We start from the raw sequence: 26,291 nt of genomic DNA on the forward strand, positions 1-26,291 counted from the left end.
CATGACGGTACGGATCGGCATCAACGGTTTCGGGCGGATCGGGCGCAGCTACCTGCGCGCCGCGCTGGCCAACGGCGCGGACGTCGAGGTGGTGGCGGTCAACGACCTCACCGACGCCCGCACGCTGGCGACGCTGCTGGAGTGGGACTCGGTCTCCGGGCACCTGGACGGCGTCGCGGTCGAGGACGACGCGATCCTGCTCGGCGACCGGCGCATCCGCGTCTTCGCCCAGCCCGACCCGGCGCAGATCCCCTGGGGCGAGGTGGGTGCCGACGTGGTGGTCGAGTCCACCGGGCGCTACACCGACGGCCGGGCCGCAGCCGCCCACCTCGCCGGCGGTGCCCGCAAGGTCGTCGTGTCCGCGCCCGCCAAGGGCGACGTGCCCACCTTCGTGCTCGGCGTCAACGACGACCGGCTCGACCCCGACGCCGCCGACGTCTTCTCCAACGGCTCCTGCACGACGAACTCGCTCGCCCCGCTGGCCAAGGTGCTGCACGAGGCGTTCGGGATCGAGTCCGGGCTGATGACGACGATCCACGCCTACACCGGCGACCAGCGGCTGCACGACGCCCCGCACTCCGACCTGCGCCGGGCCCGCGCGGCGGCGCTGTCGATCATCCCGACGTCCTCGGGTGCGGCGAGCACCATCGGCAAGATCATCCCCGAGCTCGACGGGCGGCTGACCGGGGCCTCGCTGCGGGTGCCGGTCCCGGTCGGCTCGATCACCGACCTCACGGTCGTGCTGCGCGAGGGCGTCGGCGTCGAGGAGGTGAACGCCGCGTTCCGCGAGGCCGCCACCTCCGGGCCGCTGAAGCACTACCTGCAGTACTCCGAGGCGCCGCTCGTCTCGGCCGACATCGTCGGCAACCCCTTCTCCTCGGTGTTCGACGCACCGCTGACCGAGGCCGCGGGACGTCAGGTCAAGGTGCTGGCGTGGTACGACAACGAGTGGGGCTTCTCCAACCGGCTGGTCGAGTTCTCCGCCCGGATCGGTGCCGCCCTGGGGTCACGCAGCGGCGCCTGAGGGTCGTCACCTCGCCGGGGCTGCCGGCTCACGGTCGTGGAGGACGGCGTCGCGCACCGTCCGCACCGCGCGAGCCACCTCCTCGGCCCGGGCGGCGGCGTCGTCCCGCTCGGACTCGTGGATGAAGACGGTGGCACCCCGGCGGCTGCCGCAGTAGTCGACGACGCCGTGCTCCAGCTGGGTCCGCAACGACCGCTCGTAGCCGTGACGGTCGTAGGCGCCGGCGTCGTCACCCGCGACGGGGACCAGGTGGGTGGTCAGCGCGCCCAGCCGCGGCCGCAGCCCCTGGCCGGGGTCGTGGTCGAAGGCCCAGCCGTTGACGAAGACCCGGTCGATCCATCCCTTCAGCAACGCGGGCACCGACCACCAGTACACCGGGAAGACCAGGACGAGGTCGGTGGCCCGGTCCAGCCTGCGGTGCTCGCGGAGCACGTCCGGCGGGAGGCTGCCGTCGGCCGAGTAGGCCCGGCGGTCGGCCAGGGTGAACCGGGGGTCGAACCCCTCCTCCGCCAGGTCGGCGACCTCGACGGAGCCGGGTGGCAGCGCGGCGGCCAGCTCCCGGGCGACGGCGTGGGTCAACGACCTCGGGTCCGGGTTGGCGACGACGACGAGGGTGTGCACGGGGTCCTCCGCTCGCTCGGGGCTAACTTACCTTTCGTAGGTTAGCGCGGCACGAGAGCCGTGATCACGCGGGCGAGCGTGCGGCGCGCCTCGTCCGGGTCGACACGGCCGGTGAGCGCCGACCGCGCCAGGGCGTCCGCGGCCCCGACGAGGGCCCGCAGCTGCGCCGTGCCGACCGGTCCGCCGGTCGCGAAGGGTGCCAGCGCCTCGCTGCAGCGGGTGAGGTAGGCGTCCTCGGCCTCCCGCCGCAACCGCTCGAGCGTCGGTGACCCAGCGAGGGCGGCGACGACGTCGGCGAGCTCCCTGCCCTCGGCCAGGGCGCAGTCGAGGTAGGCGGCGGCGACCACGTCCGCCACCGCGTCCAGCTCGTCGGCGGCGCCGTCGAGGGCCGCGTCGAGCGCGTGGTGCTGGCGGGCGTCGAGCTCGCGGTACAGGCCCTCGAGCACGCCGGCCCGGGTGCCGAAGTGGTCGTAGACGAGCGGTTTCGCCACCCCGGCGCGCTCGGCGAGCCGGCCCAGCGTGAGGGCGTCGGTGCCCTCGTCGCGGATGAGGTCCCGGGCGGCCGCCAGCAGCTGGGCACGGCGGTCCTGCTTGGAGAGGCGTCGCCGGGGACCCGCCGGAGCGCGGCGCGGGGTTTCGGTCACGTCCCCTCCTCAGAGCTCGCAGGCACGGGCTTGGAGGGCTCGACGGCCGCCAGACAGGTCGTGCCCCGTCCGGGACGGGGCACGTGCGGTCCTGCCTCGAGCTGTGGTGGAGCTAACGGGATTCGAACCCGTGACCTTCTCATTGCGAACGAGACGCGCTACCAACTGCGCCATAGCCCCTTGCGAGGAGTGATGCTAGCAGCCAGGTGCGGCAGGTCCCAACCCCGCGGACGCGGGACGGCCCGGGAACCCCAGCGGGTTCCCGGGCCGTCGAGCGGTGCGGCGGAGGTCAGCCGGCCATGTAGCCGACGTTCTCCCACTCGATCACGGTCAGACCCGGCGCGCCGTAGTTGGCCAGGTTCGACTTGGTGGCCACGATCTGCGGGCGCTGGTACAGCGGCAGGGTGCCCACGTTCTCCCAGATCAGCGCGGCCGCCTGGTTGGCCAGCTCGGTGCGCTCGGCCACGTCGACGGTCACGTCGACCTGGTCGGCCAGCTGGTCGATCTCGGGGACGCTGAGGTTGCCGAAGTTGCTGTCGGAACCGGTGCCGTAGATCTGCTTGAACTGGTACGGGTACGGGGTCCCGATCCAGGAGAAGGCGAAGATCTCGAACTCGCTGGCGCTCAGCTTGTCGATCCAGTTCTCCTGGGTGGCGTCGGCGATCTTGACGTCGATGCCGACCTCCTTGAGCTGGCTCTGGGTCTGCACGGCCTCGTTCTCAGACACCGGCACGCCGGTGATCTGGGTGAAGGTGACGGTCAGCGGCTTGCCGTCCTTCTCGTAGATGCCGGTGGCGTCGTTCAGGGTCCAGCCGTCGGCCTCGAGGGTCTGGCGGGCCTTGGCCGGGTCGTAGTTGATCCCGGTCTGCTCGGCCACGTCGACGTAGGCCTCCTGGGTCTCCAGGAAGATGTTGTTGTTCAGCGGCTTGACCGGCCAGTCGATGCCGGCGAGGTCGGAGGAGCCGATGGACTGGCGGTCCAGACCCATCACGATGGCCTGGCGGACGGCCTTGCTCTTCAGGTTGCCGGCCTCGACGTTGAAGGTGAAGTGGCGGAAGTCCGGGCCACCGGCCTTGCGCACCGAGCCCTCGGCGTAGCCGCTGGCCTTGGCGAAGGCGTCGGGGTCGATGCCGACCTCGAAGGCGTCGAGCTCGCCGTTGACGAAGGCGTTGGCCTGGGCGTCGGCCGACACGGCCCGCCAGGAGATCTTGTCCAGCAGCGGGGCCTCGCCCCACCACTTCTCGTTCGGGACCAGCGTCAGGACCTTCTGGGTCTCGTCGTAGGTGTCGACCTTGAACGGGCCGGACAGCCAGTCGCCGATCTCGGTGATGTCCTCCCAGCCGCTGTTGAAGGTCTCGGCGTCGGCCATCGAGTCGGCCTTGAAGAGGGTGGTGAAGGGCTGCGTCCAGTCGGGGTAGGCGCCCTTGAAGGTGATGATGGCGTTCTGCTCGTCCACGCCCTGCTCGACCTTCTCGATCTGGTCGTAGCCCTGGGTGCTGGCGCACTGGAACTCGGCGTCGCCGGTGCCGCAGGCCTGCCACATCGCCTCGAAGTCGCGCCAGCTCAGCTTGGAGCCGTCGTTCCACACCGCGTTGGGGTTGAGCTTCCAGTCCACGACCGTCGGGTCCTCGGAGGTGACCTCGGCCGAGACCACGTACTCGGGGTTGATCACCGGCGCGCCGGAGTCGTCCACGATGACCAGCTGGGGCAGGAAGGCCTCGACGATGTCGGCGTAGTCCGCCTCGTTGCCGTTGACGTTCAGCGGGTTCCAGTACACGAAGTCGGTGATCGCCAGCCGCAGCTCACCACCCTGCTGCAGCGCCTCGCGCGGCTGCGGGTTGATGTCCGAGGTGGGGACCGACGAGGTGTCCTCGGTCTGCTCCCCGCCACCGGGGGCCTGCGGTTCGGTACTGCCACACGCGCCGAGGAAGATCAGCGCGGAGATCAGTGGCAGCGCAAGAAGCTTGCGTGGCTTCACATTTCCTCCAGAGAAGTGACGTGCGCGACGGAACCCATCGCGTTTTGTCCGACCCTATGGCGCCGGGCGCCCCGGATGCGCGCGCAGACGGTTACAGGCTCACAACAATGCGGTCACGAAAGCCCGGACGGACGGGCCCGGAGACCTCAGGCGACGACGTCGACGTGGCGGTCGGTGTCGTTGAAGTGGCAGGCCGAGGTGTGGTCGGTCCCCACCGGCAGCAGCGGCGGCGGCTCGGTGACGCAGCGCTCCTGGTCCGACTCCGGCAGCGCCAGCTTGCGCGGGCAGCGGGTGCGGAACTTGCAGCCCGAGGGCGGGTCCGCCGGGCTGGGCAGCTCGCCGCGCAGCAGGATCCGCTCCCGGGTCCGCTCGGTCTCGGGGTCGGGGATGGGGATCGCCGACAGCAGCGCCTGGGTGTAGGGGTGGCGCGGGTTGTCGTAGACCTGGTCCACGTCGCCGTGCTCGACGATCGAGCCCAGGTACATCACCGCCACCCGGTCGGCGATGTGGCGGATCACCGCCAGGTCGTGGGCCACGAACAGGTACGACAGCCCGAGCTCGGCCTTGAGCTGGTCGAGCAGGTTGATGACCCCGGCCTGGATCGACACGTCCAGGGCCGACACCGGCTCGTCCAGCACCAGCAGCTTCGGCTTCAGCGCGAGCGCCCGGGCGATCCCGATGCGCTGGCGCTGCCCGCCGGAGAACTGACCGGGGTAGCGGTTGACGTGGGAGGGGTCGAGACCCACCGTCGCCATCAGCTCCTCGACCCGCGCGGCCGTGTCGGCCTTGGACCACCCGTGGGCCTTGAGCGGCTCGGCGATGAGGTCGAACACCGTCATGCGGGGGTCCAGGGAGGCCATCGGGTCCTGGAAGACGATCTGCAGGTCGCGGCGCAGCTCCTTGCGGGCGCGGCCGCGCAGCGCGGCCGGGTTCTTGCCCAGCACGGTGATGGTGCCGTCGGTCGGCGGCAGGAAGTTGAGGACCTCCATCAGGGTGGTGGACTTGCCGCAGCCGGACTCGCCCACCAGCCCGAGCGTCTCGCCCTCGCGCACCTCCAGGTCGATGCCGTCCACGGCGTACACGGTGCCGACGCGGCGACGCAGCACGGCGCCCTTCATCAGCGGGTAGTGCCGCTTGAGCCCGCTGATCTGCAGCACCGGCTGGCGCTGCTCCCGCGGCACCTGCTCCAGCGCGCTCCAGGCGTGCTCGGCGACCGGGAAGATGTCGGTGTAGCGCAGCCCGTCGCGGACCACGCGGTCGGCGAGGTGGCAGGCGGCGGCGTGGCCGGCCACCGTGGCCGCCTCGGAGTCCGGGCCGGCGGTGACGCGGCGGGCGAGGGACCCGCTGTGCTCGACCAGGGCCGGCTCGGTGGTCCAGCACTGCTCCTCCGCCAGCGGGCACCGCGGCGCGAAGGGGCAGCCGGGCGGCAGGTTGACCACCGACGGCGGGTTGCCCTCGACGGTGGCCAGCGGCTGGCGCTCGGCGGCGTCGAGGCGCGGCACCGAGCCAAGCAGGCCGATCGTGTAGGGCATCTGCGGGCGGTAGTAGATGTCGTCGACGCTGCCCTGCTCGACCGGCCGGCCGGCGTACATCACGGTGACCCGGTCGGCCATCCCGGCGACGACGCCCAGGTCGTGGGTGATCATGATGACCGCGGCGCCGGTCTCGCGCTGGGCGCGCTTGAGCACCTCCAGCACCTGGGCCTGGATGGTGACGTCGAGGGCGGTGGTGGGCTCGTCGGCGATGATGACGTCGGGGTCGTTCGCGATCGCCATGGCGATCATCGCCCGCTGCCGCATGCCGCCGGAGAACTCGTGGGGGAAGGAGCGCACCCGCGCCTGCGGGTTGGGGATCCCCACCAGGTCCAGCAGCTCGACGGCCTCCTTCCAGGCCTGCGCGGCCGGCATCGGCCGGTGCAGCTGGATGGCCTCCACGATCTGGTCGCCGACGGTGTACACGGGCGTGAGCGCGGAGAGCGGGTCCTGGAAGACCATCGACATGGCTTTGCCGCGCAGCTTCGACATCGCGGCGTCGTCGCGGTCGAGGATCTCCTCGCCGTGCAGGCGCACCGAGCCGGTGATCTGGGCGCTGGCCGGGTGCAGACCCATCACGGCCAGCGAGGTGACCGACTTGCCGGAGCCGGACTCGCCGACGATGGCCATGGTCTCCCCGGCCCGCAGGTCGAAGTCGAGCCCGCGGACGGCGCGGACGTCGCCGGCCTCGCTGGGGAAGGTGACGTGCAGGTCCCGGACCGAGAGGACGACGTCCCCGGCTCCGGTGCGCCGGCGGCCGGCGGAGGTGGTGGCGGTGGTCATCAGACGCGGCCTCCTGAGCCGCTGGTGGGGTCGAGGGCGTCACGCAGGCCGTCGCCGACCGCGTTGACCGCGAGGATCAGCAGCACCACGGTCACGGCCGGCGGCACGAACAGCCAGGGGAAGGTGGTGGCCTGGCGGGCACCCACGCCGAGCAGCACGCCCAGCGAGGTGTCGGGGGGCTTGACGCCGAAGCCGAAGAAGGACAGCGAGGTCTCGGCCAGGATCGCCGCCGCCACGTTGAGGGTGGCGTCGATGATCAGCAGCGAGGAGATGTTGGGCAGGATGTGGCGGACGATGATGACCGGCGCCGGGATGCCCATGAACCGGGCGGCCTGCACGTACTCGCGCTCCTTCACCGACAGGCTCAGCGAGCGCACCACGCGGGCGGCCAGCATCCAGCCGAAGAGGGCGAGCAGGACGACCAGCACGATCCACTGCGGGGCGGCGCTGACGAAGCGGTCGAAACCGGACTGGTTGGTGCCGCTGCGGTCGGCCGACATCATGATCGCGATGATGAGGAACGAGGGCACGACGAGCAGCAGGTCGATCACCCACAGCGCGATCCGCTCGAACCAGCCGCCGAAGTAGGCGGCGAAGGCCCCGACGACCGCGGCGATGCCGGTCGAGATCACCGCCACCGCGAGCCCGATCACCAGCGACTTGCTCAGCCCGCGCAGCGTCAGGGCGAACATGTCCACCCCGCTCTGGGTGGTGCCGAAGGGGTGGCGGGAGTCCGGCTCGGAGAGGAAGGCCGTGCGGTCCACGTCGCGGTAGTCCCAGGCCGAGATGAGGGGGCCGAAGACGGCCAGCAGGGCCATCACCACCAGCACCAGCAGACCGAGCACGGCGGTCTTGTTGCGCAGGAACCGGCGCACGACCAGCTGGCGGCGGCTGAGCCGCTTCGACGTCGGCGCGTTGGCCCCGTGCGTCGGCGTGGGCATCTCGTCGATCAGCTCGAGGGGGTTGTTGGTGCTCACCGTGGGCCTCCTCAGCTCACTCGGACGCGCGGGTCGAGGGCCGCGACCATGAAGTCGGACAGGGTCGCGCCGACCAGCACGCACACCCCGCCGAAGGCCGCGACGGCGACGGCGCCGTGGACGTCCTGGCCCTGGATGCTGGTGATGGCGTACTCGCCCATGCCGTGGAAGCTGAAGAGCACCTCCACGAAGGTGGACCCCAGGAACAGCGTCGCCACGCTGAAGGCGAAGTAGGTGCCGGTGGGGATCAGCGAGGTCCGCAGCGCGTGCTTCATCACCGCGCGCCGGCGGGGCAGGCCCTTGGCCCGGGCGGTGCGGACGAAGTCCGAGCCGAGGGCGTCCAGCATCAGGTTGCGCTGGATCCGGCTGAAGAACGCGGCGTTGGCCAGCACCAGCACGAGGGTGGGCAGCGCCAGGTGCTGGATGCGGTCGACCAGCACGGCGCCGGGGTAGTCGCCGACCGAGCCCGTCTCGCCGACGAACTCGAACAGCCGCCAGCCGGTGGCGTCGTTGAAGTTGGTGGCTAGCACCTGCACCACGCTGATGAGCACGAACACCGGCACCGAGAAGATCGCCAGCGCCAGGAAGGTGATGGTGCGGTCGGAGATCTTGTACTGCTTGGTGGCGGTCCAGGCGCCGACGAGCACCCCCAGCGCGATGCCGCCCAGCGAGCCGATGGTGATCAGCCGGATGCTGACCCCGATCCGCCGGGCGATCTCGGGCCCGACGTCGCCGGTGCGCGGCGCCTCGCCCCAGTCCCAGTGCAGCAGCACGCCGGTGAGCCACGTCCAGTACCGCTGCAGCAGCGGCACCTCGTCGCTGAGGTTCTTGCTGCGCAGGCTGCTCTCGATCGTCTCGGCCGGGATCGGCGGGTTCGCCAGCTCCCACAGCGAGCGGGGGTTGAGCTGGGACGCGGCGAGCAGGTACGTCAGGCTGATCGCCACGAAGAGCAGGACCGCGTAGTTCAGCAACCGTCGCAGGATGAATCTGCCCATGACCCCTGGCGAGTCCTCTCTCGTGTCCACGGGAACCGGCACCGTCGGGGCCCGTCGGGGGACAACCTAGGCGACGCGACGCGCCGGACCAAAGGCGGAGGGCCTTCGTCACGCAGTTGAAACTGTCACGCAGCTGCAACGCGGCGCCTCAGACCCAGGTGCGCAGCCACATCCGGTCCAGCCACTGGTCCTTGGTGAGCACCTGGTCGGTCCAGACCGGGTAGAAGAAGGCGAAGTTGAGCACCACCAGCGCGACGAAGACCCCGCACACCACCGCCCCCACCCGGCGGCGCCGGCCCGGCCCCGGCGGGCCGAGCAGCAGACCCATCACCAGGCACACCGCCAGCACGGTGAAGGGGATGATGGTGATGGCGTAGAAGAGGAACTGCGGCCGCTCGGTGTACTGGAACCAGGGCAGCCAGGTGCTGGCCAGCCCCACCACGGCGACGCCGAAGCGCCAGTCGCGCCGGCCCAGCCACCACAGCACCGCCACCAGCAGGCAGGCGGCGCCGACCCACCACAGCAGCGGGGTGCCGATGCCGGTGATCACCCGCTGGCAGCGGTCGGCGTCGAGCGGGCAGCCGTCGGTCCCCGGCGGGATGTCGTTGACCGCGTCGATGCCGATGGTGCGGGCCAGCACCAGCCAGCCGATCGGCTTGGCGTCGTAGCTGTGGGTGGCGTCCTCGGTGATGAACTCGCCGGTGTGGAAGGCGTAGATCTCGGCGTGGTAGTGCAGCAGCGAGGCCAGCGGCGCACCGAGCAGCCTTGTGGACGTCGCCTCGGGGTGCTGCTCGCCCCAGTCGCGGTAGTAGCCGCCGGAGGTGACCAGCCAGCCGGTCCAGGTGGTGAGGTAGACCACCGCGGCGAGCACCACCGTCGACACGAAGGCGGGGACGCCGTCGGCCAGCAGCGCCATCGTCGAGCGGCTCCCCGCCCCGGCCAGCCGGCGGGCGCCGACGTCCCAGGCCACGCTGAGCAGCCCGAACGCCGCCAGCACGTAGATGCTGTTCCACTTGACCCCGCAGGCCAGCCCGAACACCACCCCCGCCAGCACCCGCCACGGCCGCCACAGCAGCACCGGCCCGGCCACGCCGCCCAGGTCCGCCAGCCCGCGCGCCTGCAGGTGGTCGGCGAGCCGGGTGCGGAACCAGTCCCGGTCGGCCGCCAGCGCCGAGACCGCGGCCACCAGGAAGACGGCCTGGAAGATGTCCAGCAGCCCGATCCGGCTCATCACGAAGGCGAGGCCGTCGAAGCTGAGCAGGACGCCGGCGGCGCCGCCGAGCAGGGTGGAGCGGGTGACCCGCCGCACCAGCCGGACGGTGACCAGCACCAGCAGCGCCCCGAACACGCAGGCGCTGAACCGCCAGCCGAACGAGGTCATCCCGAACAGGTGCTCCCCGACGGCGATCAGCCACTTGCCCAGCGGCGGGTGCACCACGAAGGCCGGGCCGTCCTCCCAGACGTCGGTGCTGCCGGCCACGATCTGGGCGTTGGCGTCGTCGGGCCAGCCCCGCTCGTAGCCGAAGTGCAGCAGCGACCAGGCGTCCTTGGGGTAGTAGGTCTCGTCGAAGACCAGCTTGTTCGGCCGTCCCAGGTCGACCACCCGGACGGCGAAGGCCAGCACCGTCAGCGCCAGCGTGACGACCCAGGCGGTGAGCCGGTCCCGGGGCAGGGGGTCGCGCAGGGCCGCCTGCAGGTCGTTCACGCGGACATACTAGGAGCGCCCGGGTGCCGGGCCGGTCGCCCGCGAGGAGGCCGTCGGCGGAGCAGGGGAGGACCCGCGTGGGCGAGACCGGGCCGGTCGAGGGCGTGCTGGTGCTGGCCGGCACCCCGATCGGGGACGTCGACGACGCTGCGCCGAGGCTGCGCCAGGAGCTGGAGCGGGCCGACGTGGTCGCCGCGGAGGACACCCGCCGGCTGCAGCGGCTGCTGCAGCGTCTCGGCGCCGAGCAGCCCGCGCGGGTGGTGTCCTACTTCGAGGGCAACGAGGTGGCCCGCAGCGAGCAGCTGGTCGAGGAGCTGGCCGCCGGGGCGCGGGTGCTGGTCGTCACCGACGCCGGCATGCCGTCGGTGTCGGACCCGGGCTACCGGCTGGTGCGGGCGGCTGTGGCCCGCGGGATCCGGGTGACGGCCGTGCCCGGGCCGTCCGCGGTGCTGACCGCGCTGGCGGTCTCCGGGCTGCCGGTGGACCGGTTCTGCTTCGAGGGGTTCCTGCCCCGCAAGGGCGGCGAGCGGGCCCGCCGGCTGGCCGAGCTGGCCGCCGAGCCGCGCACCATGGTGTTCTTCGAGGCCCCGCACCGGCTGGCCGCCTTCCTCACCGCCTGCGCCGAGGCACTCGGCGGCGACCGCCCCGCCGCGGTGTGCCGCGAGCTGACCAAGACCTACGAGGAGGTCCGCCGGGGACCGCTGGCCGAGCTGGCGGACTGGGCGGCCGAGGGCGTGCGCGGGGAGATCACCGTGGTGCTCCAGGGGGCGGAGCAGCAGGGCGACGAGGCCTCGGCGCTGGAGCTGGTGCGCGAGCTGATCGCCGACGGGGTGCGGCTCTCCGACGCCGTGGCCCAGGTGGCGGCCAGCACCGGCACCCGCCGCAACGCGCTGTACCGGGCGGCCGTCGCCGACCAGCGCTGACGCGGACCGGGCCGGCGGTCGATACTGGGCAGGTGCCCCTGACCCTGGCCGAGCTGCGGTGGCCGCGGACCACCGAGCGGCTGCTGATCCGACCCGCCGTCCCCGACGACCACAGCCGGGTGTTCGCCTACCGCTCCGACGTGTCCGTGGGGCACTGGATCGCCCGCTGGACCACCGACCCCGAGGAGCACCGCGAGCAGTTCAGCGCCCCGGAGCGTCTCGGCCGCACCCTGGTCTACGAGCTCGGCGGGCGGGTGGTGGGCGACCTGATGCTCGCCCAGTCCGACGCCTGGTCCCAGGTCGAGGTGGCCGCCGGGGCGGCCGGCGCGGAGGTGGAGCTGGGGTGGACCATCGACCCCGCCTACGCCGGCCGCGGGCTGGCCACCGAGGCGGTCCGGGAGCTGATGGCCGCCTGCTTCGACGACCTCGGGGTGCACCGGGTGACGGCCCACTGCTTCGCCGAGAACCGGGCGTCCTGGCGGCTGATGGAGCGGGTGGGGATGCGGCGGGAGTCCGAGGGCCGCCGCGACGCGCTGCACCGCAGCCGGGGCTGGCTGGACTCCTACGGCTACGCCATCCTCGCCGAGGAGTGGCGCGCGCGGTGAGCCCGGCGGGCGCCGGTGGCTAGCCTGGGCCGGTGACCCCCGAGCTGCCTCCCGCCCCCGCGGCGCTGCCCGCGCCGGTGACCGACACCCACTGCCACCTCGACGTGGCCCGGGAGTGGAGCGGGCTGGACCCCGAGGAGGCGCTGGCCCGCGCGGCCGCGGTCGGGGTCACCCACCTGGTGCAGGTCGGCTGCGACCTGCCGAGCTCGCGGTGGGCCGTCGAGGCCGCGCACCGGTGGCCCTCGGTGGTCGCCGCCGTGGCCCTGCACCCCAACGACGCCGCCGGCCTCGGCGACGCCCTGCCGGGGGCGCTGGAGCAGCTGGCCGCGCTGGTGGCCGAGCAGGCCGCCGACCCCGCCCGCCGGCTGCGCGCGGTGGGGGAGACCGGGCTGGACCACTTCCGCACCGAGGACGAGGACGGCCGCCGGCGGCAGAAGGAGTCCTTCGCCGCCCACATCGCGCTGGCCCGCCAGCACGACCTGACCCTGGTGATCCACGACCGCGACGCCCACGACGACGTGCTGGACGTGCTGGACGCCGAGGGCGGCGTGGACCGGGTGGTGATGCACTGCTTCTCCGGTGACGCCGGCTTCGCCCGGCGCTGCCTGGACCGCGGTGCCTGGCTGTCCTTCCCCGGCACGGTGACCTTCAAGCCCAACGCGCACCTGCGTGAGGCGCTGGCGCTGACGCCGTCCGACCGGGTGCTGACCGAGACCGACGCCCCCTTCCTGACACCGGTGCCGTTCCGCGGCCGGCCGAACGCCTCCTACCTGGTCCCGCTGACGGCGGCGTTCATGGCCGAGCAGCGCGGGGTGGAGCTGGCCGAGCTGTGCGCCGCGCTGCACGACAACGCCGCCGCCGCCTTCGGCGGTCCGTGGTGAGCGAGCTGGCGGCGCTGCTGGCCCGGCGCCGGATGGTGCGCGACTTCGCCGAGGGCGTCCCGGTGGCCGAACCGGTGCTGGCCGCCGTGCTGGACGCCGGACTGCGCGCCCCCTCGGCCGGGCACGCCCAGGTCGTCACCTGCGTGGTGCTGACGGGTGAGGAGGTGGCCCGGTTCTGGTCGACGACCGGCGAGCCGGGGGCGGACAGCGCGTGGCTGCGCGGCATGCGACGGGCGCCCGTGCTGGTGACGGTGTGGACCAGCGCGGACGCCTACGCCGAGCGCTACGCCGAGACCGACAAGGCCGGGCCGGACGCCGACCCCGCCTGGTCCGCGCCCTGGTGGTGGGTCGACGCCGGCATGGGCGCGATGGCGATGCTGCTCGCCGCCACCGAGGCGGGCCTGGGTGCCTGCTTCTTCGGGGTGCCGCCGGCCCGTCAGCCGCAGCTGGCCGGCGTCCTGGGCGTGCCGCCCGGCTGGGCCTCGGCGGGGGTGCTCGCCCTGGGCCACCGGGCCCCCGACGAGCGTCCCTCCGGCTCCGCCCGCCGCCGCGCGCGCCGCCCCCGCTCCGAGCGCGTCCGCCAGCAGCGCTGGTGAACCCGGCCCTCTCAGGGAAGTGGTCGCGAACGACACTCCGCAAGCGCTTGCGGGGCGTCGGGCGCCGTCGGTTCCGACCACTTCCCGGCTGAGGGCGGGCAGAGGGGCGGGAGGCAAAGGCGCGGCGACACGCCGTGTTCTCTCAGATTTTTCTCACTCTGGCTTTGGGTTCGCCTCATCCAGGCGTTATCGTGCCGTGACGGTCGTGGCCCCGGAAGGCGGCCCGGCCCCCTCTTCGCCTGTCTCTGGAGAACCCCTGTGCGCAAGCTCATCCCGATCTCGATCGCCGCTGCCGCGGCCCTCTTCGCCACCAGCGGGGTGGCCGTCGGCTACCAGGTGATGGAGAAGACCGTCGAGCTGTCGGTCGACGGCGTCCCCACCACGGTGACCACCTTCCGCAGCGACGTCGGCGACCTGCTGGAGCAGCAGGGCCTCGAGGTCGGCCCGAACGACGTGGTCGCGCCGGCCGCGGAGACCCCGATCGACGACGGCGACCGCGTCACCGTCCAGTACGGCCGCCAGGTCACCGTCGACGTCGACGGCACCGAGCAGACCCACTGGACCACCGCGACGACCGTCGGCGAGGCGCTGGCCCTGCTGCAGATCAAGGCCGAGGGCGCCGAGCTGTCGACCAGCCGCTCCGCCGGCATCGGCCGCGAGGGGCTGGCCTTCAGCGTCGACACCCTCAAGGAGCTGACCCTGGTGGTCGGCGGCAAGAAGAGGACGGTCGAGTCCACCGCCGCCACCGTCCGCGAGGTGCTCGCCGACGCCGACGTCGAGACCGACCGCGACGACCGCGTCCACCCCGCCCTCGGCACCGAGGTCGAGGACGGCACCAAGATCACCGTGGTCCGGGTCGAGGTGAAGGACGTGAAGAAGACGTCCGCCGTCGCGCACAAGACGGTCCGCCAGGAGACCGACGACCTGGACAAGGGCACCACCCGCGTCCAGACCGAGGGCAAGGACGGCGAGCGGACCACCGTCATCACCCAGACCCGTGAGAACGGCAAGGTGGTGAAGGAGAAGGAGAAGTCCTCCGAGGTGACCACCGAGCCCGTCGACGAGGTCGTGCTGGTCGGCACCCGGGTCGAGGCGCCGGCTCCCGCACCGCGCAAGCAGTCCTCCTCCAGCTCCTCCAGCGGTTCGTCCTCGGGCGGCAGCTCCTCCAGCGACTCCGACACCGACTCCGGCTCCGACGACTCCTCCTCCAGCTCCTCCGGTTCGGACGCCGTGTGGGACCGGCTGGCCCAGTGCGAGTCCGGCGGCAACTGGTCCATCAACACCGGCAACGGCTACTACGGCGGCGTGCAGTTCAGCGCCCAGACCTGGAAGGCCTACGGCGGCAAGGGCCTGCCGCACGAGAACAGCAAGGCCGAGCAGATCCGCATCGCCAAGAAGCTGCAGGCCGCCGCCGGCTGGGGGCAGTGGCCCCACTGCTCCGCCAAGCTCGGCCTGCGCTGAGCCCGGGAGCACGACGCTGAACCCGACCCCCCGAGTGCCGGGTGGCCTGCTGGACCCCTCCGCGGTCCGGCAGCTGGCCACCCGGCTCTCGCTGCGCCCCACCAAGCAGCGCGGCCAGAACTTCGTCACCGACGCCAACACCGTCCGCCGGCTGGTGACCCTCGCCGGGCTCGAGCCCGACGACGTCGCCCTGGAGATCGGGCCGGGGCTCGGTTCGCTGACCCTCGGTCTGCTGGAGCGGGCCCGCCACGTGGTGGCCGTCGAGATCGAGCCGAGCCTCGCCGAGCAGCTGCCCCGCACCGTCGCCGAGCGCATGCCGGACGCCGTCGAGCGGCTCACCGTGCTGGAGGCCGACGCGCTCCGCGTCGACGAGCTGCCCGAGCCCAAGCCGAGCGTGGTGGTGGCCAACCTGCCCTACAACGTCTCCGTGCCGGTGCTGCTGCACCTGCTCGCCATCGAGCCGAGCTGGACCCGCGGGCTGGTCATGGTGCAGTCGGAGGTGGCCGACCGGCTGGTCGCCGGGCCCGGGTCGCGGACCTACGGGGTGCCCTCGGTGAAGATGGCCTGGTGGGCCGAGGCGACCCGCGTCGGCACCGTGCCGCCCACCGTGTTCTGGCCCGTGCCCAACGTCGACTCCGGGCTGGTGCGGCTGCAGCGCCGCGAACCGCCCGACACCCCCGCCACCCGTGAGCAGGTGTTCACCGTGGTGGACGCCGCCTTCGGCCAGCGCCGCAAGATGCTCCGCGCCGCCCTGGCCGGCCTGGCCGGCTCCTCGGCCGCCGCCAGCGCGCACCTGGAGGCCGCCGGCGTGGACCCGCAGGCGCGCGGGGAGACGCTGACCGTCACCGACTTCGCCCGCATCGCCGCCTCCCTCTACGCCCACCCGCCGCAGGGCTGAGCCGACGCGGTAGCTAGCCTCGCAGCCGTGTCGGCTCCCGAGGTCCCCCGCTCCCCGGTCGTGCGCGTCCGCGCGCCCGCCAAGATCAACCTGGCCCTGCTGGTGGGCCGGCTGGGCGACGACGGCTACCACCCGCTGGTGAACCTGTTCCAGGCGGTGTCGCTGCTCGACGACGTGCTCGCCGCCCCTGCCGAGCCCGGCTGCTTCACGGTCACGATGACCGGCGAGAGCGCCGGGGTGGGGGAGGGGCCGGACAACCTGGCCCTCCGCGCCGCCCGGCTGCTGGCCGAGGAGCACGGCGGCGACGAGCCCCTGGGGGTGGCGCTGACCGTCCGCAAGACCATCCCGGTGGCCGGTGGCATGGCCGGTGGGTCGGCCGACGCGGCCGCGGCGCTGCTGGCCTGCTCGGTGCTGTGGGACCTCGACGTGGCGCCCGACCAGCTCGCCGCGCTGGGCTCGCGGCTGGGGGCCGACGTCCCCTTCGCGCTGCTGGGCGGCACCGCCCTGGGCACCGGGCGCGGCGACGTGCTGGCGCCGGTGCTGACCTCGGGCACCTTCCACTGGGTGCTGGCCGTGGCGGAGGAGGGGCTGTCCACGCCGGCGGTCTACACCCGCTTCGACGAGCTGGGCCGGGGACGCCGTCCCGAGGAGCTGGACGTCCCCGACGAGCTGATGAACGCCCTGCGCACCGGCGACGCCCGCGCGCTGGCCGGGCAGCTGCACAACGACCTGGCCGAGGCCGCCCTGGACCTGCGTCCCGACCTGTCCCGCACCCTGGAACGGGGGAGGGAGCTCGGCGCGCTGGCCTCGCTGGTGTCCGGGTCGGGTCCCACCTGCGCCTTCCTCTGCGAGGACGAGTCGGCGGCCATCGACGTCAGCACCCAGCTGGCCAGCACCCCCGGCGTCCAGGCCGTCCGTCGCGTGCTCGGCCCCGTCCACGGCGCCCGCCTGGTCAGCCCCACCCACTGACCGACCGGGGGCCGACCCCCCCACCTGCCGGACCCCGGGCGGAACGTGGTCGGAGACGACCGTCGGACGCCCTGATCGAGCGCCCGGGCGGGTCGTCCGCGACCACGTCCCGAAGGAGGCCGGGAAGAGCTGGGGTCGGGGGTCAGGGGGTGGGGGAGGTCAGGTCGAGGTGGTGGTCGAGGACGCGCAGCGCCCAGGAGGGGTCCGCGCTCGGGCCGGCTTGCACGAGGTGCAGGGCGAGGCCGTCGACGACGGCGTGGAGCAGCTGCACCTCCACCTCGGTGGCGTCGGGGTGCAGCGCGGCGGCGGCGCGGGCGCAGACGGCGCGGATGGTGTCGTTCACCTCGTCGTAGAGCCGTCGCAGGTCCTCCTCGCCATGGCCGCTGGCGCCCAGGGCGAGGAACACGTCCATCTCGAGGCGGCGCTGCTCGTCCAGCGGCAGCAGCTCCAGCAGGGCCGCCCGGGCCCACGCCCGGCCGGTCAGGTCGCCGGGCAGGGCCGCCAGCCGTTCGTCCAGCCGCTCCGAGACGCCGGCGACCGCCCGCTCGCGCACGCTGGCCTGGGTCGGGAAGGTGTAGCGCAGCGAGCTCGGGGCCAGCCCGGCCTCGGCGGCGACGGCGCGCACGGTGAGGGCCCGCACCCCGTCGCGGGCCACCACCCGCCAGGCGGCCTCGACCACCGCGCGGTCGCGGGCCTGCACGTCCAGGGAGCGGGGCACGGGCCGATTCTCGCACAGGTGTACGAGACGGTGGTAGGGTCGAACTCGTACGGTTGTGCGGGAACAGGGACAGGGCAGGAGCGGACATGGCGTGGCTGGTGCTCATCGTCTCGGGGATGCTCGAGGCGGTGTGGGCGACGGCCCTCGGGGCGTCGCGTGGGTTCCGGAGGAAGGGTCCGACGGCGGTCTTCGTCGTCGCGATGGTGGCCAGCATGGTCGGCCTCGCCTACGCCATGACGTCGTTGCCGACCGGCACGGCGTACGCGGTGTGGGTCGGCATCGGAGCGGTGCTGACGGTCGTCCTGGCCGTCGTCCGCAGGCAGGAGCGGCTGACCCTCGCGCGCACCCTGCTGCTCGTCGTGCTCATCGGCAGCGTCGTCGGTCTGAAGGCGGTCAGCTGATGCCGTGGCTGGTGCTCCTGGTCAGCGCCGTCCTCGAGGCCGTGTGGGCCACCGCCCTCGGCGCGAGCGACGGCTTCACCCGGCCACTGGCCACCGGTGTGTTCCTGGTGGCGGTGGTGCTCAGCATGCTCGGCCTGGGGTACGCCGCCAAGCACATCCCGATCAGCACCGCCTACGCCGTCTGGACCGGTCTCGGCGCGGCGCTGACCGTGACCTACGCGATGCTCACCGGCGAGGAGGCGGTCACCGTCTGGCGGGTGGTCTTCCTCGCCGGCGTCGTGGGTGCCGTCATCGGGCTGAAGCTGGTCAGGGCGCCCGCCGGGAGCGGCGGGCCGGCACAGGTCGAGTGAGGCTGCCCTCACAGACTCTCGATGTCAAGAATCTCGTGCGTTACAGTGGCGGGCATGCAGGACGAGGTCGATGCCCTGGTCGCGGACTGGGCCCGTGAGCGCCCGGACCTCGACCTGTCCGCCATGCAGGTCCTCAGCCGGGTCAGCCGGCTCAGCCACCTGCTGGACCGGGCCCGCAAGGAGGCCTTCACCGCCCACGGCATCGTGGCCTGGGAGTTCGACGTGCTGGCGGCCCTGCGCCGCGCCGGCGCTCCCTACACGCTCTCACCCGGTGCGCTCATCCGCGAGACGCTGGTCACCAGCGGCACGATGACCAACCGGGTCGACCGGCTCGTCGAGCGCGGGCTCGTCACCCGCAGCGCAGACCCGAGCGACCGCCGTGGCGTCCTGGTCACCCTCACCGACGCCGGCCGGGACACCGTCGACGGGGCGCTGACCAGCCTGCTGGCCGCCGAGCGACGGCTGCTCGCCGGGCTGGACCCGCAGCGTCAGCAGCAGCTCGCCGGGCTGCTGCGCTCGCTCGGTCTGGCCATCGACGAGCTCGCCGCCTGACCGGCGCCGCCCCGGCTCGTTATGCTGACCGGGGTGTCGGCCGGTTCGTCCGGTGGGCGCCGATCCCCGGTTGGTCTGCCGGCAGGGCCCGCCTGACTTTGAATCAGGATCAAGCGACGTAGGTTCGACTCCTACCCGGGGAGCGTCGAGACGCCGTGGGTCTGGCCCCGCGGCCCCAGCCAGCCCGAGGGAGCACCGATGACCGCAGCGCCGACGCCCGACCCCACCACGCCCGGAGCCACTCCGCCCGACCCGAGCGCGTCCCCGGGCGTCTCCGCCGTCGTGGTGCTGGCCGCCGGCGGCGGCACCCGGATGAAGTCGGCCAGGTCGAAGCTGCTGCACGAGCTCGGCGGCCGCAGCCTGCTCAGCCACGCGCTGCGGGCCGCCGGCGACGTCCGGCCCCGTCACCTGGTGGTGGTCGTCGGGCACGCCCGCGACCAGGTCGAGCCGCACGTGGCCGAGCTCGCCCCGCAGGCGCTGATCGCGGTGCAGCAGGAGCAGCTGGGCACCGGCCACGCGGTCCAGTGCGGGCTGCGGGTGCTGCCGGCGCTGGACGGGGAGGTGCTGGTGACCTACGGCGACGTCCCGATGCTGACCGGGGACACCCTCGCGCAGCTGCTGGCCGCCCACCGCGCCGAGGGCAACGCCGTGACCGTGCTGACCGCCGACGTCCCCGACCCCACCGGCTACGGCCGGGTGCTGCGCGGCGCCGGTGGTGACGTCGAGCGGATCGTGGAGCACCGCGACGCCGACGAGGCGACCCGCGCGGTGACCGAGATCAACTCCGGCATCTACGTCTTCTCCGCCGCCACCCTGACCCGGGGGCTGGGCCGGCTCCGCGCCGACAACGCCCAGGGCGAGCTGTACCTGACCGACGTGCTGGGTCTGGCCCGCGGCGACGGCGAGCGGGTCGGCGCCTTCCGCACCGACGACCTGTGGCAGACCGAGGGCGTCAACGACCGGGTGCAGCTGGCCCGGATGAACGCCGAGCTGAACCGGCGCACGGTCGAGCGGTGGATGCGCGAGGGCGTCACGGTCGTCGACCCCGCCACCACCTGGGTGGACGCCGACGTCACGCTGGCCCGCGACGTGGTGCTCCACCCGGGCACCATCCTCGCCGGCGCCACCACCGTGGCCGAGGGTGCCGAGATCGGCCCCGACACCCGGCTGCGCGACTGCGAGGTCGGGGCCGGGGCCTCGGTGGTGCGCAGCGAGGCCCAGCTGGCCGTGGTCGGCGAGGGGGCCGTGGTCGGGCCGTGGTCCTACCTGCGTCCGGGCACCGAGCTCGGCCGCCGGGGCAAGATCGGCGCCTTCGTCGAGACCAAGAAGGCCCGCATCGGAGACGGCTCCAAGGTCCCGCACCTGAGCTACGTCGGCGACGCCACCATCGGCACCGGGGTCAACGTCGGCGCGGGCACCATCACCGCCAACTACGACGGCGTGGACAAGTTCCCCACCGTGGTGGCCGACGGCGCCTTCATCGGCTCGGGCAGCGTGCTGGTGGCCCCCGCCCAGGTGGGGGAGGGTGCCTTCGTGGCCGCCGGCTCGACCGTCACCGAGCCGGTGCCCGCCGGCGACCTCGCCGTCGCCCGGGGCCGGCAGCGCAACGTGGAGGGCTGGGCGGAGCGGCGTCGGGCGTCCCGCGCTGCGGCCCGTGAGGACACGACCGCCGCGCAGTAGTAGGTTCGACCGACGTACAGCCCGCGCGCCGTCGCCGTCCCGGGCTCGACACGCTGCTGCAGCCGAGGGGATCACGCGTGACCGTAGTGAAGAAGCCGTTCGAGAAGCACCTGATGCTCTTCAGCGGACGGGCCTACCCGGAGCTGGCCGACGAGGTCGCCACGCTGATGGGGACGACGATCGTCCCGATGCGGGCGCTGAGCTACGCCAACTCCGAGATCTACGTCCGCTTCGAGGAGTCGGTGCGCGGCTGCGACGCCTTCGTCATCCAGAGCCACTGCGCCCCGGTCAACGAGTGGCTGATGGAGCAGCTGATCATGGTCGACGCCCTCAAGCGGGCCTCGGCCAAGCGGATCACCGTGGTGGCGCCGTTCTACCCCTACGCCCGCCAGGACAAGAAGCACGCCGGCCGGGAGCCGATCTCGGCGCGGCTGGTGGCCGACCTGTTCCACACCGCCGGCGCGGACCGGATCATGTCGGTGGACCTCCACGCCGCCCAGATCCAGGGCTTCTTCGACGGTCCCGTCGACCACCTGTGGGCGCTGCCGGTGCTGGCCGACTACATCCAGAGCAAGTACGACACCTCCCAGATGACGGTGGTCTCCCCGGACGCCGGGCGCGTGCGGCTGGCCGACATGTGGACCGACCGGCTGAACGCGAAGCTGGCCATCATCCACAAGCGCCGCGACCCTGACGTGGCCAACACGGTGGCCGTGCACGAGGTGGTCGGTGAGGTCGAGGGGCAGGTCTGCCTGCTGGTCGACGACATGATCGACACCGCCGGCACCATCTGCCAGGCCGCCGAGGCCCTCAAGGCCCGGGGTGCCAAGGCCGTCATCGCCGCCACCACCCACGCCGTGCTCTCCGGCCCGGCCGCCCAGCGGCTCAACGCCTCCGCCTTCGAGGAGGTCATCGTCACCAACACGCTGCCGATCGCCACGTCGGAGCCGATCGAGAAGCTCACCGTGCTCAGCATCTCGCCGCTGATCGCCGAGGCCATCCAGCAGGTCTTCACCGACGGCTCGGTCACCAGCCTGTTCAACGGGCAGAGCTGACGGGGCGGCTTTTGGGCCCGCCCGCCGGCGTGGGCTAGAGTGCGGTGAACCATGGCGAGGGGGGCGGCACGCCCCCGTCATCGACAGGGGCCTGCACTCCCTGGTCGTTCGCCTGCCGACACCCAGGTTGAGGAGCCGACCACCATGTCCGAGATCACGCTGACCGCCGAGCTGCGCACCGAGTTCGGCAAGGGCGCCGCCCGCCGGATCCGCCGCGCCGACCGCGTCCCCGCCGTCCTCTACGGCCACGGCACCGACCCGGTGCACATCTCGCTGCCGGGCCACGAGACCCTGCTGGCGCTGCGCCAGGCCAACGTGCTGCTGTCGATCGACGTCGACGGCCAGAGCCAGCTGGCCCTGCCCAAGCAGGTGCAGCGCGACCCGATCAAGGGCTTCCTCGAGCACGTCGACCTGCTGATCGTCCGCCGCGGCGAGAAGGTCTCGGTCGAGGTGCCGGTGCAGACCACCGGCGAGGCCGCTCCCGACACCGTCGTCATGGTGGACGCCACCACCATCACGGTGCAGGCCTCGGCCACCCACATCCCGCAGGCCATCGAGGTCTCCGTCGAGGGGCTCGAGGCCGGCTCCCAGATCCTGGCCAAGGACCTCCAGCTGCCCGGCGACGTCACCCTCGACGTCGACGAGGAGCTGCTGATCGTCAACATCAGCAACGCCCAGACCGACGCCCAGTTCGAGGCCGACCTCGGCGAGGGCGGCAACGAGGGCGAGGCCGTGGCCGAGACCGGTGAGGGCTCCGACCAGGAGTGATCCGTCGCCTGCTGCGACGGACCGCTGCTGCTGAGGACACGATGACGACCTGGCTGGTGGTGGGGCTCGGCAACCCGGGCCCCACCTACGCCATGAACCGGCACAACGTCGGCTTCATGGTCGTGGACGAGCTGGCCCGGCGCGCCTCGGCCACCTTCGCCGCCCCCCGGGGGATGCGCGCGGACGTGGCCACCACCCGCTACGCCGCCGGCACGCTGGGCGGCCTCGGCGCCGACGCCGACAAGGTGCTGCTGGTCAAGCCGCGCACCTTCATGAACGACACCGGGGCCGCGGTGCAGAAGCTCTCGGCCTTCCACGGTGTCGACCCCGCCCACGTGGTGGCCGTGCACGACGAGCTGGACCTGGACCCGGGGCGGCTGCGGCTCAAGGTCGGCGGCGGCGACAACGGCCACAACGGGCTGAAGTCCATCCGGGCCCACCTGCGCACCGGCGACTTCGCCCGGGTGCGGGTGGGCGTGGGCCGCCCGCCGGGACGGATGGAGGTGCAGGCCTTCCTGCTGTCCGACTTCGCCGCCGGTCAGCGGGCCGACCTGGCCGTCGACGTCTCCCGGGCCGCGGACGCCGTCGAGGTGCTGCTCGGATCCGGTCTGGTCGAGGCCCAGAACCGCTTCAACTGCTGAGCCGACCGCTCAGGACAGTTCCGGGTCGCTCTGCCGCGACTCGGACCCCAGCGCCCCCGCCGGCAGCGGCGGCACGAACGGCGGCACGGCGGTGACCCGGTGGGTCAGCCGGGTCAGCAGCGACCGCGCGGCGTGGGCCACCAGGTCGCGGTCGTAGCTGAGCACGTAGTCGAAGCTGCGCTGCCGCTCCGTGGCCGACGGGTGACCGGTGTCGCGGGCGACCAGCATCGCCGCCACCGTGGGTGAGAGCACCAGCACGTTCCACTCGTGGACGAGCGGGTCCGAGCCGTCCAGCGCCGCCACCGACACGGCAGGGTCGGCGATCTTCTCCGCCCCCTGCGCGGCCATCAGCACCATCGTGCAGCTGGCGCCGAGCCGGCGGTAGCGCGCCACCGTCCCCGGCGGCAGGTGGCGGGCGTGCTGGAAGGCCGACAGCACCATGCCCGAACGGCCACCCGTCTCGGCGGTCGCCTCCAGCCGGGTGCTCAGCGCCAGCAGCAGCTCCTTGTCGGCCCGCCGCGGGGTGGCGCGCCGGGCGGCCAGCTCGAACGGGCTCTGGTGCGGCACGGGCAGCGGCGGGGTGAACAGCCGGAAGAGCACCTCGGCGTCCGCGGCCACCACCTCCGGGTGCGGCCGGGAGTAGCGCCCCGTCACCAGGGTGACGCCGGCGGCGTGGGCCGCCGCGGCGGTGGCCGGGTCGTCGACCTGCTCGGCGGCCACGATCGCGCCGCTGCTGGAGGAGTAGGCGGTGGTGGCCTGGATGGTCTCGATCGACAGGCCGCTGCTCGGCTCGGCCAGCATCCGCCGGCTCAGCACCACCAGGGCGGGCTCGACGACGGCCACCGCGGCCAGGCTGAGGTGGTCCGCGCCGACCTCCCGCAGCCCGATCTGCCAGCCCTGGGAGCGGGCCGTCCCGATCAGCCGCAGCATCGCCGCCGGCCGCTCCAGGGCGGTGGTCGCGTCCAGCAGCAGGATCGTCAGCGGCGCGCCCTCCGCCAGCACGGGCAGCTCGCTGAGGGTGGCCAGCTCGGCGTCCAGCACGCGCGGGAACCCGGCCAGCAGCGGGTCCGTCTCGGTGGCCGCCAGCGCCTGCTCGCGGGCCAGCAGGTCCAGCGCGGCCGGGTCGTCGGCCCCGGCGATCAGCCGACGGACCTCGTCCGGGGGCACCGAGCCGTGCTCGGGGGCCCCGTGGGCCAGCACCCGCACCGCCAGCGACACACCCGTCGCGAGGTCGACCATCGGGACCTGGGAGACCACCAGCTCACCCCGGTCGAACAGCCGCTCCCGGAGCCAGCGGTCGGTCCCGCTCACCTGCGCTTCCTCGCTCATCGGCGGCCACCCTAACCCGCCGGGGAGGCGGCCCGGGTCAGCGGGTCAGCTTGGGCAGCACCTGCTCGGCGAAGACGTCGATCCACTCGCGCTGGTTGCGGCCCACGTTGTGCAGGTAGACCCGGTCGAAGCCCAGGTCGACGAAGCGCTGGATGTAGGCGCGGTGCTCGTCGGGGTCGCTGGACATGATCATCCGGCCCTCGAAGTCCTCGATCCGGACCAGCTTGGCCATCTCGGCGAAGTCGTGGGGGGAGCGGATGTCGGCCTTGGGGAACTTCATGCCGCCGTTGGGCCACTCGGTCAGCGCGTTGCGGCGGGCCTCCTCGTCGGTGGGGGCCCACGACAGGTGCAGCTGCAGCACCTTGGGCATCGTGTCGGGGTCCTTGCCGACCTCGCGAGCCCCCTCGGCGAACTTCTGGAACAGCCCGGAGATCTTCTCCAGCGGGGCGCCCACGGTGATCATCCCGTCGGCGTGGCGGCCGGTGCGCTTGGCGTTCAGCGGCCCGGCGGTGGCCACCAGGATCTCCGGCGGCGTCTCCGGCATGGTCCACAGCCGGGCGGTCTCCATCTTGAAGAACTCCCCGGTGTGCTTGACGTCCTTGCCGGTGAACAGCTTGTTGATGACCTCGATCGCCTCGAACATGCGGCGCGAGCGCTCCCCGGCCTCGGGCCAGTAGCCGGCGATCACGTGCTCGTTGAGGGCCTCGCCCGCCCCCACGCCGAGCCAGTGCCGGCCCGGGTACATGGCGGCCAGCGTCGCCGAGGCCTGGGCCACCACCGCCGGGTGGTAGCGGAAGTGGGGCGCGACCACACCGGGACCGAAGTCCCCGGTGGTCCGCTCGCCGACGGCCGTGAGCACGTTCCAGACGAAGGCGGACTGGCCCTGGCTCGGCACCCAGGGCTGGAAGTGGTCGGCGGCCATCACGCCGGAGAAGCCCTTCGACTCGGCGTAGGCGCTCAGCTCCACCACCTCGGTGGGGTGGAACTGCTCGAGCATGGCGGCGTAGCCGACGGTCAGCGACATGGTTCTCCTCCGGACGGGTGTGCTCCGAGCGTAGGACGCCCGGGCGGGCGCGGGCAGCCGGGCCTCAGTCGGAGTTCACCAGGTGGCGCAGCAGCTGGTAGCCGATGATCACCACCGCCGTGAACACGATGCTGCGCCAGGCGACGCCGCGGCGCAGCCGTCGACCCTGCGGCGCGATGCTGGGCGGCCCCGCCACCGGACCGACCGCGGCCAGCGCCTGCCGGTTCTGCTCGGCCACGCGCGGGTCGCGGTAGCTGCGGGAGCGGTCGCGCATCAGCCGGGCGACGGTGTCGCTGATCTGCGCCAGCCGCTCCCAGGTGCGCGGCTCGGTGGGGGAGAGCCCGCCACGGGAGTACAGCAGCATCCACTCGTCGACGAACTCGACGTCGAGGGCCTGGGTGTGGTCGATCAGGTGGGCCATCAGGTCGGGGGTGAAGAGGTAGAAGGCGTCGAACCCGTAGCCCTGCGGGCAGTACAGGTCGAAGTGCCGGTCGAACTCGCCGCCCAGGCTGACCCGCTGGTCGGCGCTGAAGGTCGCCGGCAGGTTGCTGCCCAGGAAGGTGTTGTTGGCGCGGGCGTCGAGCAGCATGTGCGGCAGCGGGCCCTCGAGCCGGACCGCGGCGAACTGCCACGTGTGCACCCGCCGGTCCTTGCCCGAGCCGGTGGTGTAGCGGTACGTGCCGCAGTCGGCGACCGGACCCCGGGTCGACCACACGTGCTCGACCACCTTGCGGTCCGAGCCGACCCCGAAGATGGCGCCCTGGTAGGGCGGGGACCCCGATCGCGGGGAGAACTCCATCGCGTTGGCCCGGGCGAACTCCTCAGCGCGCAGCATCCGCTCCCAGCGCACCCGGCTGCCACGGTTCGGCAGGATGATCCCGACGGCGAGGATGATGGCGAGCAGCACCAGCCCGGCTACCAGGCCGGCGGTCGCGCTGCGGGCCAGGACGCCGACGTTGGCGCCCACCACCAGTGGGAAGACCACCGCGAAGAGCACCAGCACCAGCACCCCGACCCACCAGGAGGTGCGCCAGCGCGGGTCCCCGCTGGCCAGTTTCGCGCGGCGGAAAGCCGACACCTCAGGCGGCGTCACCGGCCGGGTCAGCGCCCTCGTGTCGAACGTGGTCGCCACGTCACCTCCTGCTCGTCCGCCCTCGTGCGTCGCCACCCTAGGGGCCGGC

Annotated in this window: 26 protein-coding genes and 2 tRNA genes; 16 read left to right on the plus strand and 12 right to left on the minus strand. The window is 73.0% G+C overall.

Features of this window, described 5'->3' with window-relative positions; translation table 11 throughout:
• Nucleotide 1 precedes the first annotated feature (1 nt).
• Nucleotides 2-1,024, plus strand: coding sequence for a type I glyceraldehyde-3-phosphate dehydrogenase (gap, locus tag GC722_RS11430; RefSeq protein ID WP_156610222.1), 1,023 nt, complete (start codon nucleotides 2-4; stop codon nucleotides 1,022-1,024).
• A 6-nt stretch (nucleotides 1,025-1,030) separates the two neighbouring features.
• On the opposite strand, the gene GC722_RS11435 is transcribed toward gap, so the two are convergent.
• The 8 genes from GC722_RS11435 to GC722_RS11470 form a co-directional block, all read right to left on the minus strand.
• Nucleotides 1,031-1,645 (minus strand): NAD(P)H-dependent oxidoreductase, encoded by a 615-nt coding sequence (locus GC722_RS11435; protein ID WP_197430039.1) that lies wholly within the window; start codon nucleotides 1,643-1,645, stop codon nucleotides 1,031-1,033.
• 41 nt (nucleotides 1,646-1,686) lie between these two features.
• Nucleotides 1,687-2,289, minus strand: coding sequence for a TetR/AcrR family transcriptional regulator (locus GC722_RS11440; protein WP_197430040.1), 603 nt, complete (start codon nucleotides 2,287-2,289; stop codon nucleotides 1,687-1,689).
• Between the two features lie 104 nt (nucleotides 2,290-2,393).
• Nucleotides 2,394-2,469, minus strand: a tRNA-Ala gene (locus GC722_RS11445).
• 109 nt (nucleotides 2,470-2,578) lie between these two features.
• Entirely contained in the window at nucleotides 2,579-4,267 is a 1,689-nt protein-coding gene (locus GC722_RS11450) for an ABC transporter family substrate-binding protein (RefSeq protein WP_156610224.1), read from the minus strand.
• 146 nt (nucleotides 4,268-4,413) lie between these two features.
• Nucleotides 4,414-6,582 (minus strand): dipeptide ABC transporter ATP-binding protein, encoded by a 2,169-nt coding sequence (locus tag GC722_RS11455; protein ID WP_156610226.1) that lies wholly within the window; start codon nucleotides 6,580-6,582, stop codon nucleotides 4,414-4,416.
• Nucleotides 6,582-7,559 carry an ABC transporter permease gene (locus GC722_RS11460; protein ID WP_331714720.1) on the minus strand — a complete coding sequence of 326 codons (978 nt, stop codon included), beginning with the start codon at nucleotides 7,557-7,559 and terminating at the stop codon, nucleotides 6,582-6,584. The genes GC722_RS11455 and GC722_RS11460 overlap by 1 nt, the downstream gene beginning before the upstream one ends.
• Nucleotides 7,560-7,570: 11 nt before the next feature.
• A complete protein-coding gene (locus GC722_RS11465) occupies nucleotides 7,571-8,554 on the minus strand; it encodes an ABC transporter permease (RefSeq protein ID WP_156610228.1) in 984 nt (327 codons plus the stop codon).
• A 148-nt stretch (nucleotides 8,555-8,702) separates the two neighbouring features.
• The gene (locus tag GC722_RS11470; RefSeq protein WP_331714721.1) at nucleotides 8,703-10,259 is read right to left on the minus strand and encodes a dolichyl-phosphate-mannose--protein mannosyltransferase; all 1,557 of its coding nucleotides are present in this window, start codon (nucleotides 10,257-10,259) and stop codon (nucleotides 8,703-8,705) included.
• A 77-nt stretch (nucleotides 10,260-10,336) separates the two neighbouring features.
• Here GC722_RS11470 and rsmI point away from each other — a divergent pair, with 77 nt between their 5' ends.
• The 7 genes from rsmI (at nucleotide 10,337) to GC722_RS11505 (ending at nucleotide 16,592) form a co-directional block, all read left to right on the plus strand.
• A complete protein-coding gene (rsmI, locus tag GC722_RS11475; protein ID WP_331714722.1) occupies nucleotides 10,337-11,182 on the plus strand; it encodes a 16S rRNA (cytidine(1402)-2'-O)-methyltransferase in 846 nt (281 codons plus the stop codon).
• 32 nt (nucleotides 11,183-11,214) lie between these two features.
• A complete protein-coding gene (locus GC722_RS11480; RefSeq protein ID WP_331714723.1) occupies nucleotides 11,215-11,787 on the plus strand; it encodes a GNAT family N-acetyltransferase in 573 nt (190 codons plus the stop codon).
• Between the two features lie 32 nt (nucleotides 11,788-11,819).
• Nucleotides 11,820-12,668, plus strand: coding sequence for a TatD family hydrolase (locus tag GC722_RS11485; RefSeq protein WP_331714724.1), 849 nt, complete (start codon nucleotides 11,820-11,822; stop codon nucleotides 12,666-12,668).
• Nucleotides 12,665-13,264, plus strand: coding sequence for a nitroreductase family protein (locus GC722_RS11490; RefSeq protein ID WP_156610229.1), 600 nt, complete (start codon nucleotides 12,665-12,667; stop codon nucleotides 13,262-13,264). Before GC722_RS11485 ends, GC722_RS11490 begins: the two co-directional genes overlap by 4 nt.
• 258 nt (nucleotides 13,265-13,522) lie before the next feature.
• Nucleotides 13,523-14,725 carry a ubiquitin-like domain-containing protein gene (locus GC722_RS18990; RefSeq protein WP_156610231.1) on the plus strand — a complete coding sequence of 401 codons (1,203 nt, stop codon included), beginning with the start codon at nucleotides 13,523-13,525 and terminating at the stop codon, nucleotides 14,723-14,725.
• A gap of 34 nt (nucleotides 14,726-14,759) precedes the next feature.
• Entirely contained in the window at nucleotides 14,760-15,623 is an 864-nt protein-coding gene (gene rsmA, locus GC722_RS11500; RefSeq protein WP_331714725.1) for a 16S rRNA (adenine(1518)-N(6)/adenine(1519)-N(6))-dimethyltransferase RsmA, read from the plus strand.
• Between the two features lie 27 nt (nucleotides 15,624-15,650).
• Nucleotides 15,651-16,592: a 4-(cytidine 5'-diphospho)-2-C-methyl-D-erythritol kinase gene (locus GC722_RS11505; protein ID WP_331714726.1), complete on the plus strand. Its 942-nt coding sequence runs from the start codon at nucleotides 15,651-15,653 to the stop codon at nucleotides 16,590-16,592.
• A 142-nt stretch (nucleotides 16,593-16,734) separates the two neighbouring features.
• On the opposite strand, the gene GC722_RS18995 is transcribed toward GC722_RS11505, so the two are convergent.
• Complete coding sequence (locus GC722_RS18995; RefSeq protein ID WP_197430054.1) at nucleotides 16,735-17,310, minus strand: TetR/AcrR family transcriptional regulator; 576 nt, start codon at nucleotides 17,308-17,310, stop codon at nucleotides 16,735-16,737.
• An 86-nt stretch (nucleotides 17,311-17,396) separates the two neighbouring features.
• Here GC722_RS18995 and GC722_RS11515 point away from each other — a divergent pair, with 86 nt between their 5' ends.
• The 8 genes from GC722_RS11515 to pth all read left to right on the plus strand — a co-directional run bounded on the left by GC722_RS11515 (nucleotide 17,397) and on the right by pth (nucleotide 22,757).
• Nucleotides 17,397-17,711 (plus strand): DMT family transporter, encoded by a 315-nt coding sequence (locus GC722_RS11515; RefSeq protein WP_156610235.1) that lies wholly within the window; start codon nucleotides 17,397-17,399, stop codon nucleotides 17,709-17,711.
• Nucleotides 17,711-18,061, plus strand: coding sequence for a DMT family transporter (locus GC722_RS11520; RefSeq protein ID WP_156610237.1), 351 nt, complete (start codon nucleotides 17,711-17,713; stop codon nucleotides 18,059-18,061). Before GC722_RS11515 ends, GC722_RS11520 begins: the two co-directional genes overlap by 1 nt.
• Nucleotides 18,062-18,115: 54 nt before the next feature.
• Nucleotides 18,116-18,613, plus strand: coding sequence for a MarR family winged helix-turn-helix transcriptional regulator (locus tag GC722_RS11525; protein ID WP_156610239.1), 498 nt, complete (start codon nucleotides 18,116-18,118; stop codon nucleotides 18,611-18,613).
• Nucleotides 18,614-18,676: 63 nt separating this feature from the next.
• Nucleotides 18,677-18,756 (plus strand) — tRNA-Gln (locus GC722_RS11530).
• Between the two features lie 55 nt (nucleotides 18,757-18,811).
• Nucleotides 18,812-20,293 (plus strand): bifunctional UDP-N-acetylglucosamine diphosphorylase/glucosamine-1-phosphate N-acetyltransferase GlmU, encoded by a 1,482-nt coding sequence (gene glmU / locus GC722_RS11535; protein WP_156610241.1) that lies wholly within the window; start codon nucleotides 18,812-18,814, stop codon nucleotides 20,291-20,293.
• A 77-nt stretch (nucleotides 20,294-20,370) separates the two neighbouring features.
• A complete protein-coding gene (locus GC722_RS11540; protein WP_331714727.1) occupies nucleotides 20,371-21,348 on the plus strand; it encodes a ribose-phosphate diphosphokinase in 978 nt (325 codons plus the stop codon).
• A gap of 144 nt (nucleotides 21,349-21,492) precedes the next feature.
• Nucleotides 21,493-22,116: a 50S ribosomal protein L25/general stress protein Ctc gene (locus GC722_RS11545; RefSeq protein WP_156610243.1), complete on the plus strand. Its 624-nt coding sequence runs from the start codon at nucleotides 21,493-21,495 to the stop codon at nucleotides 22,114-22,116.
• 41 nt (nucleotides 22,117-22,157) lie between these two features.
• Nucleotides 22,158-22,757: an aminoacyl-tRNA hydrolase gene (gene pth / locus GC722_RS11550; RefSeq protein ID WP_156610245.1), complete on the plus strand. Its 600-nt coding sequence runs from the start codon at nucleotides 22,158-22,160 to the stop codon at nucleotides 22,755-22,757.
• Nucleotides 22,758-22,766: 9 nt separating this feature from the next.
• Here pth and GC722_RS11555 read toward each other — a convergent pair whose 3' ends face one another.
• The 3 genes from GC722_RS11555 to GC722_RS19285 all read right to left on the minus strand — a co-directional run bounded on the left by GC722_RS11555 (nucleotide 22,767) and on the right by GC722_RS19285 (nucleotide 26,242).
• Nucleotides 22,767-24,068: an EAL domain-containing protein gene (locus GC722_RS11555; protein WP_331714728.1), complete on the minus strand. Its 1,302-nt coding sequence runs from the start codon at nucleotides 24,066-24,068 to the stop codon at nucleotides 22,767-22,769.
• Between the two features lie 55 nt (nucleotides 24,069-24,123).
• A complete protein-coding gene (locus GC722_RS11560) occupies nucleotides 24,124-25,110 on the minus strand; it encodes a TIGR03557 family F420-dependent LLM class oxidoreductase (protein WP_156610249.1) in 987 nt (328 codons plus the stop codon).
• Nucleotides 25,111-25,174: 64 nt separating this feature from the next.
• Nucleotides 25,175-26,242, minus strand: coding sequence for a hypothetical protein (locus GC722_RS19285; protein ID WP_156610250.1), 1,068 nt, complete (start codon nucleotides 26,240-26,242; stop codon nucleotides 25,175-25,177).
• Nucleotides 26,243-26,291 lie beyond the last annotated feature (49 nt).

This window comes from Auraticoccus cholistanensis (assembly GCF_009742705.1).
GTDB classification, from domain to species: Bacteria; Actinomycetota; Actinomycetes; order Propionibacteriales; family Propionibacteriaceae; genus Auraticoccus; species Auraticoccus cholistanensis.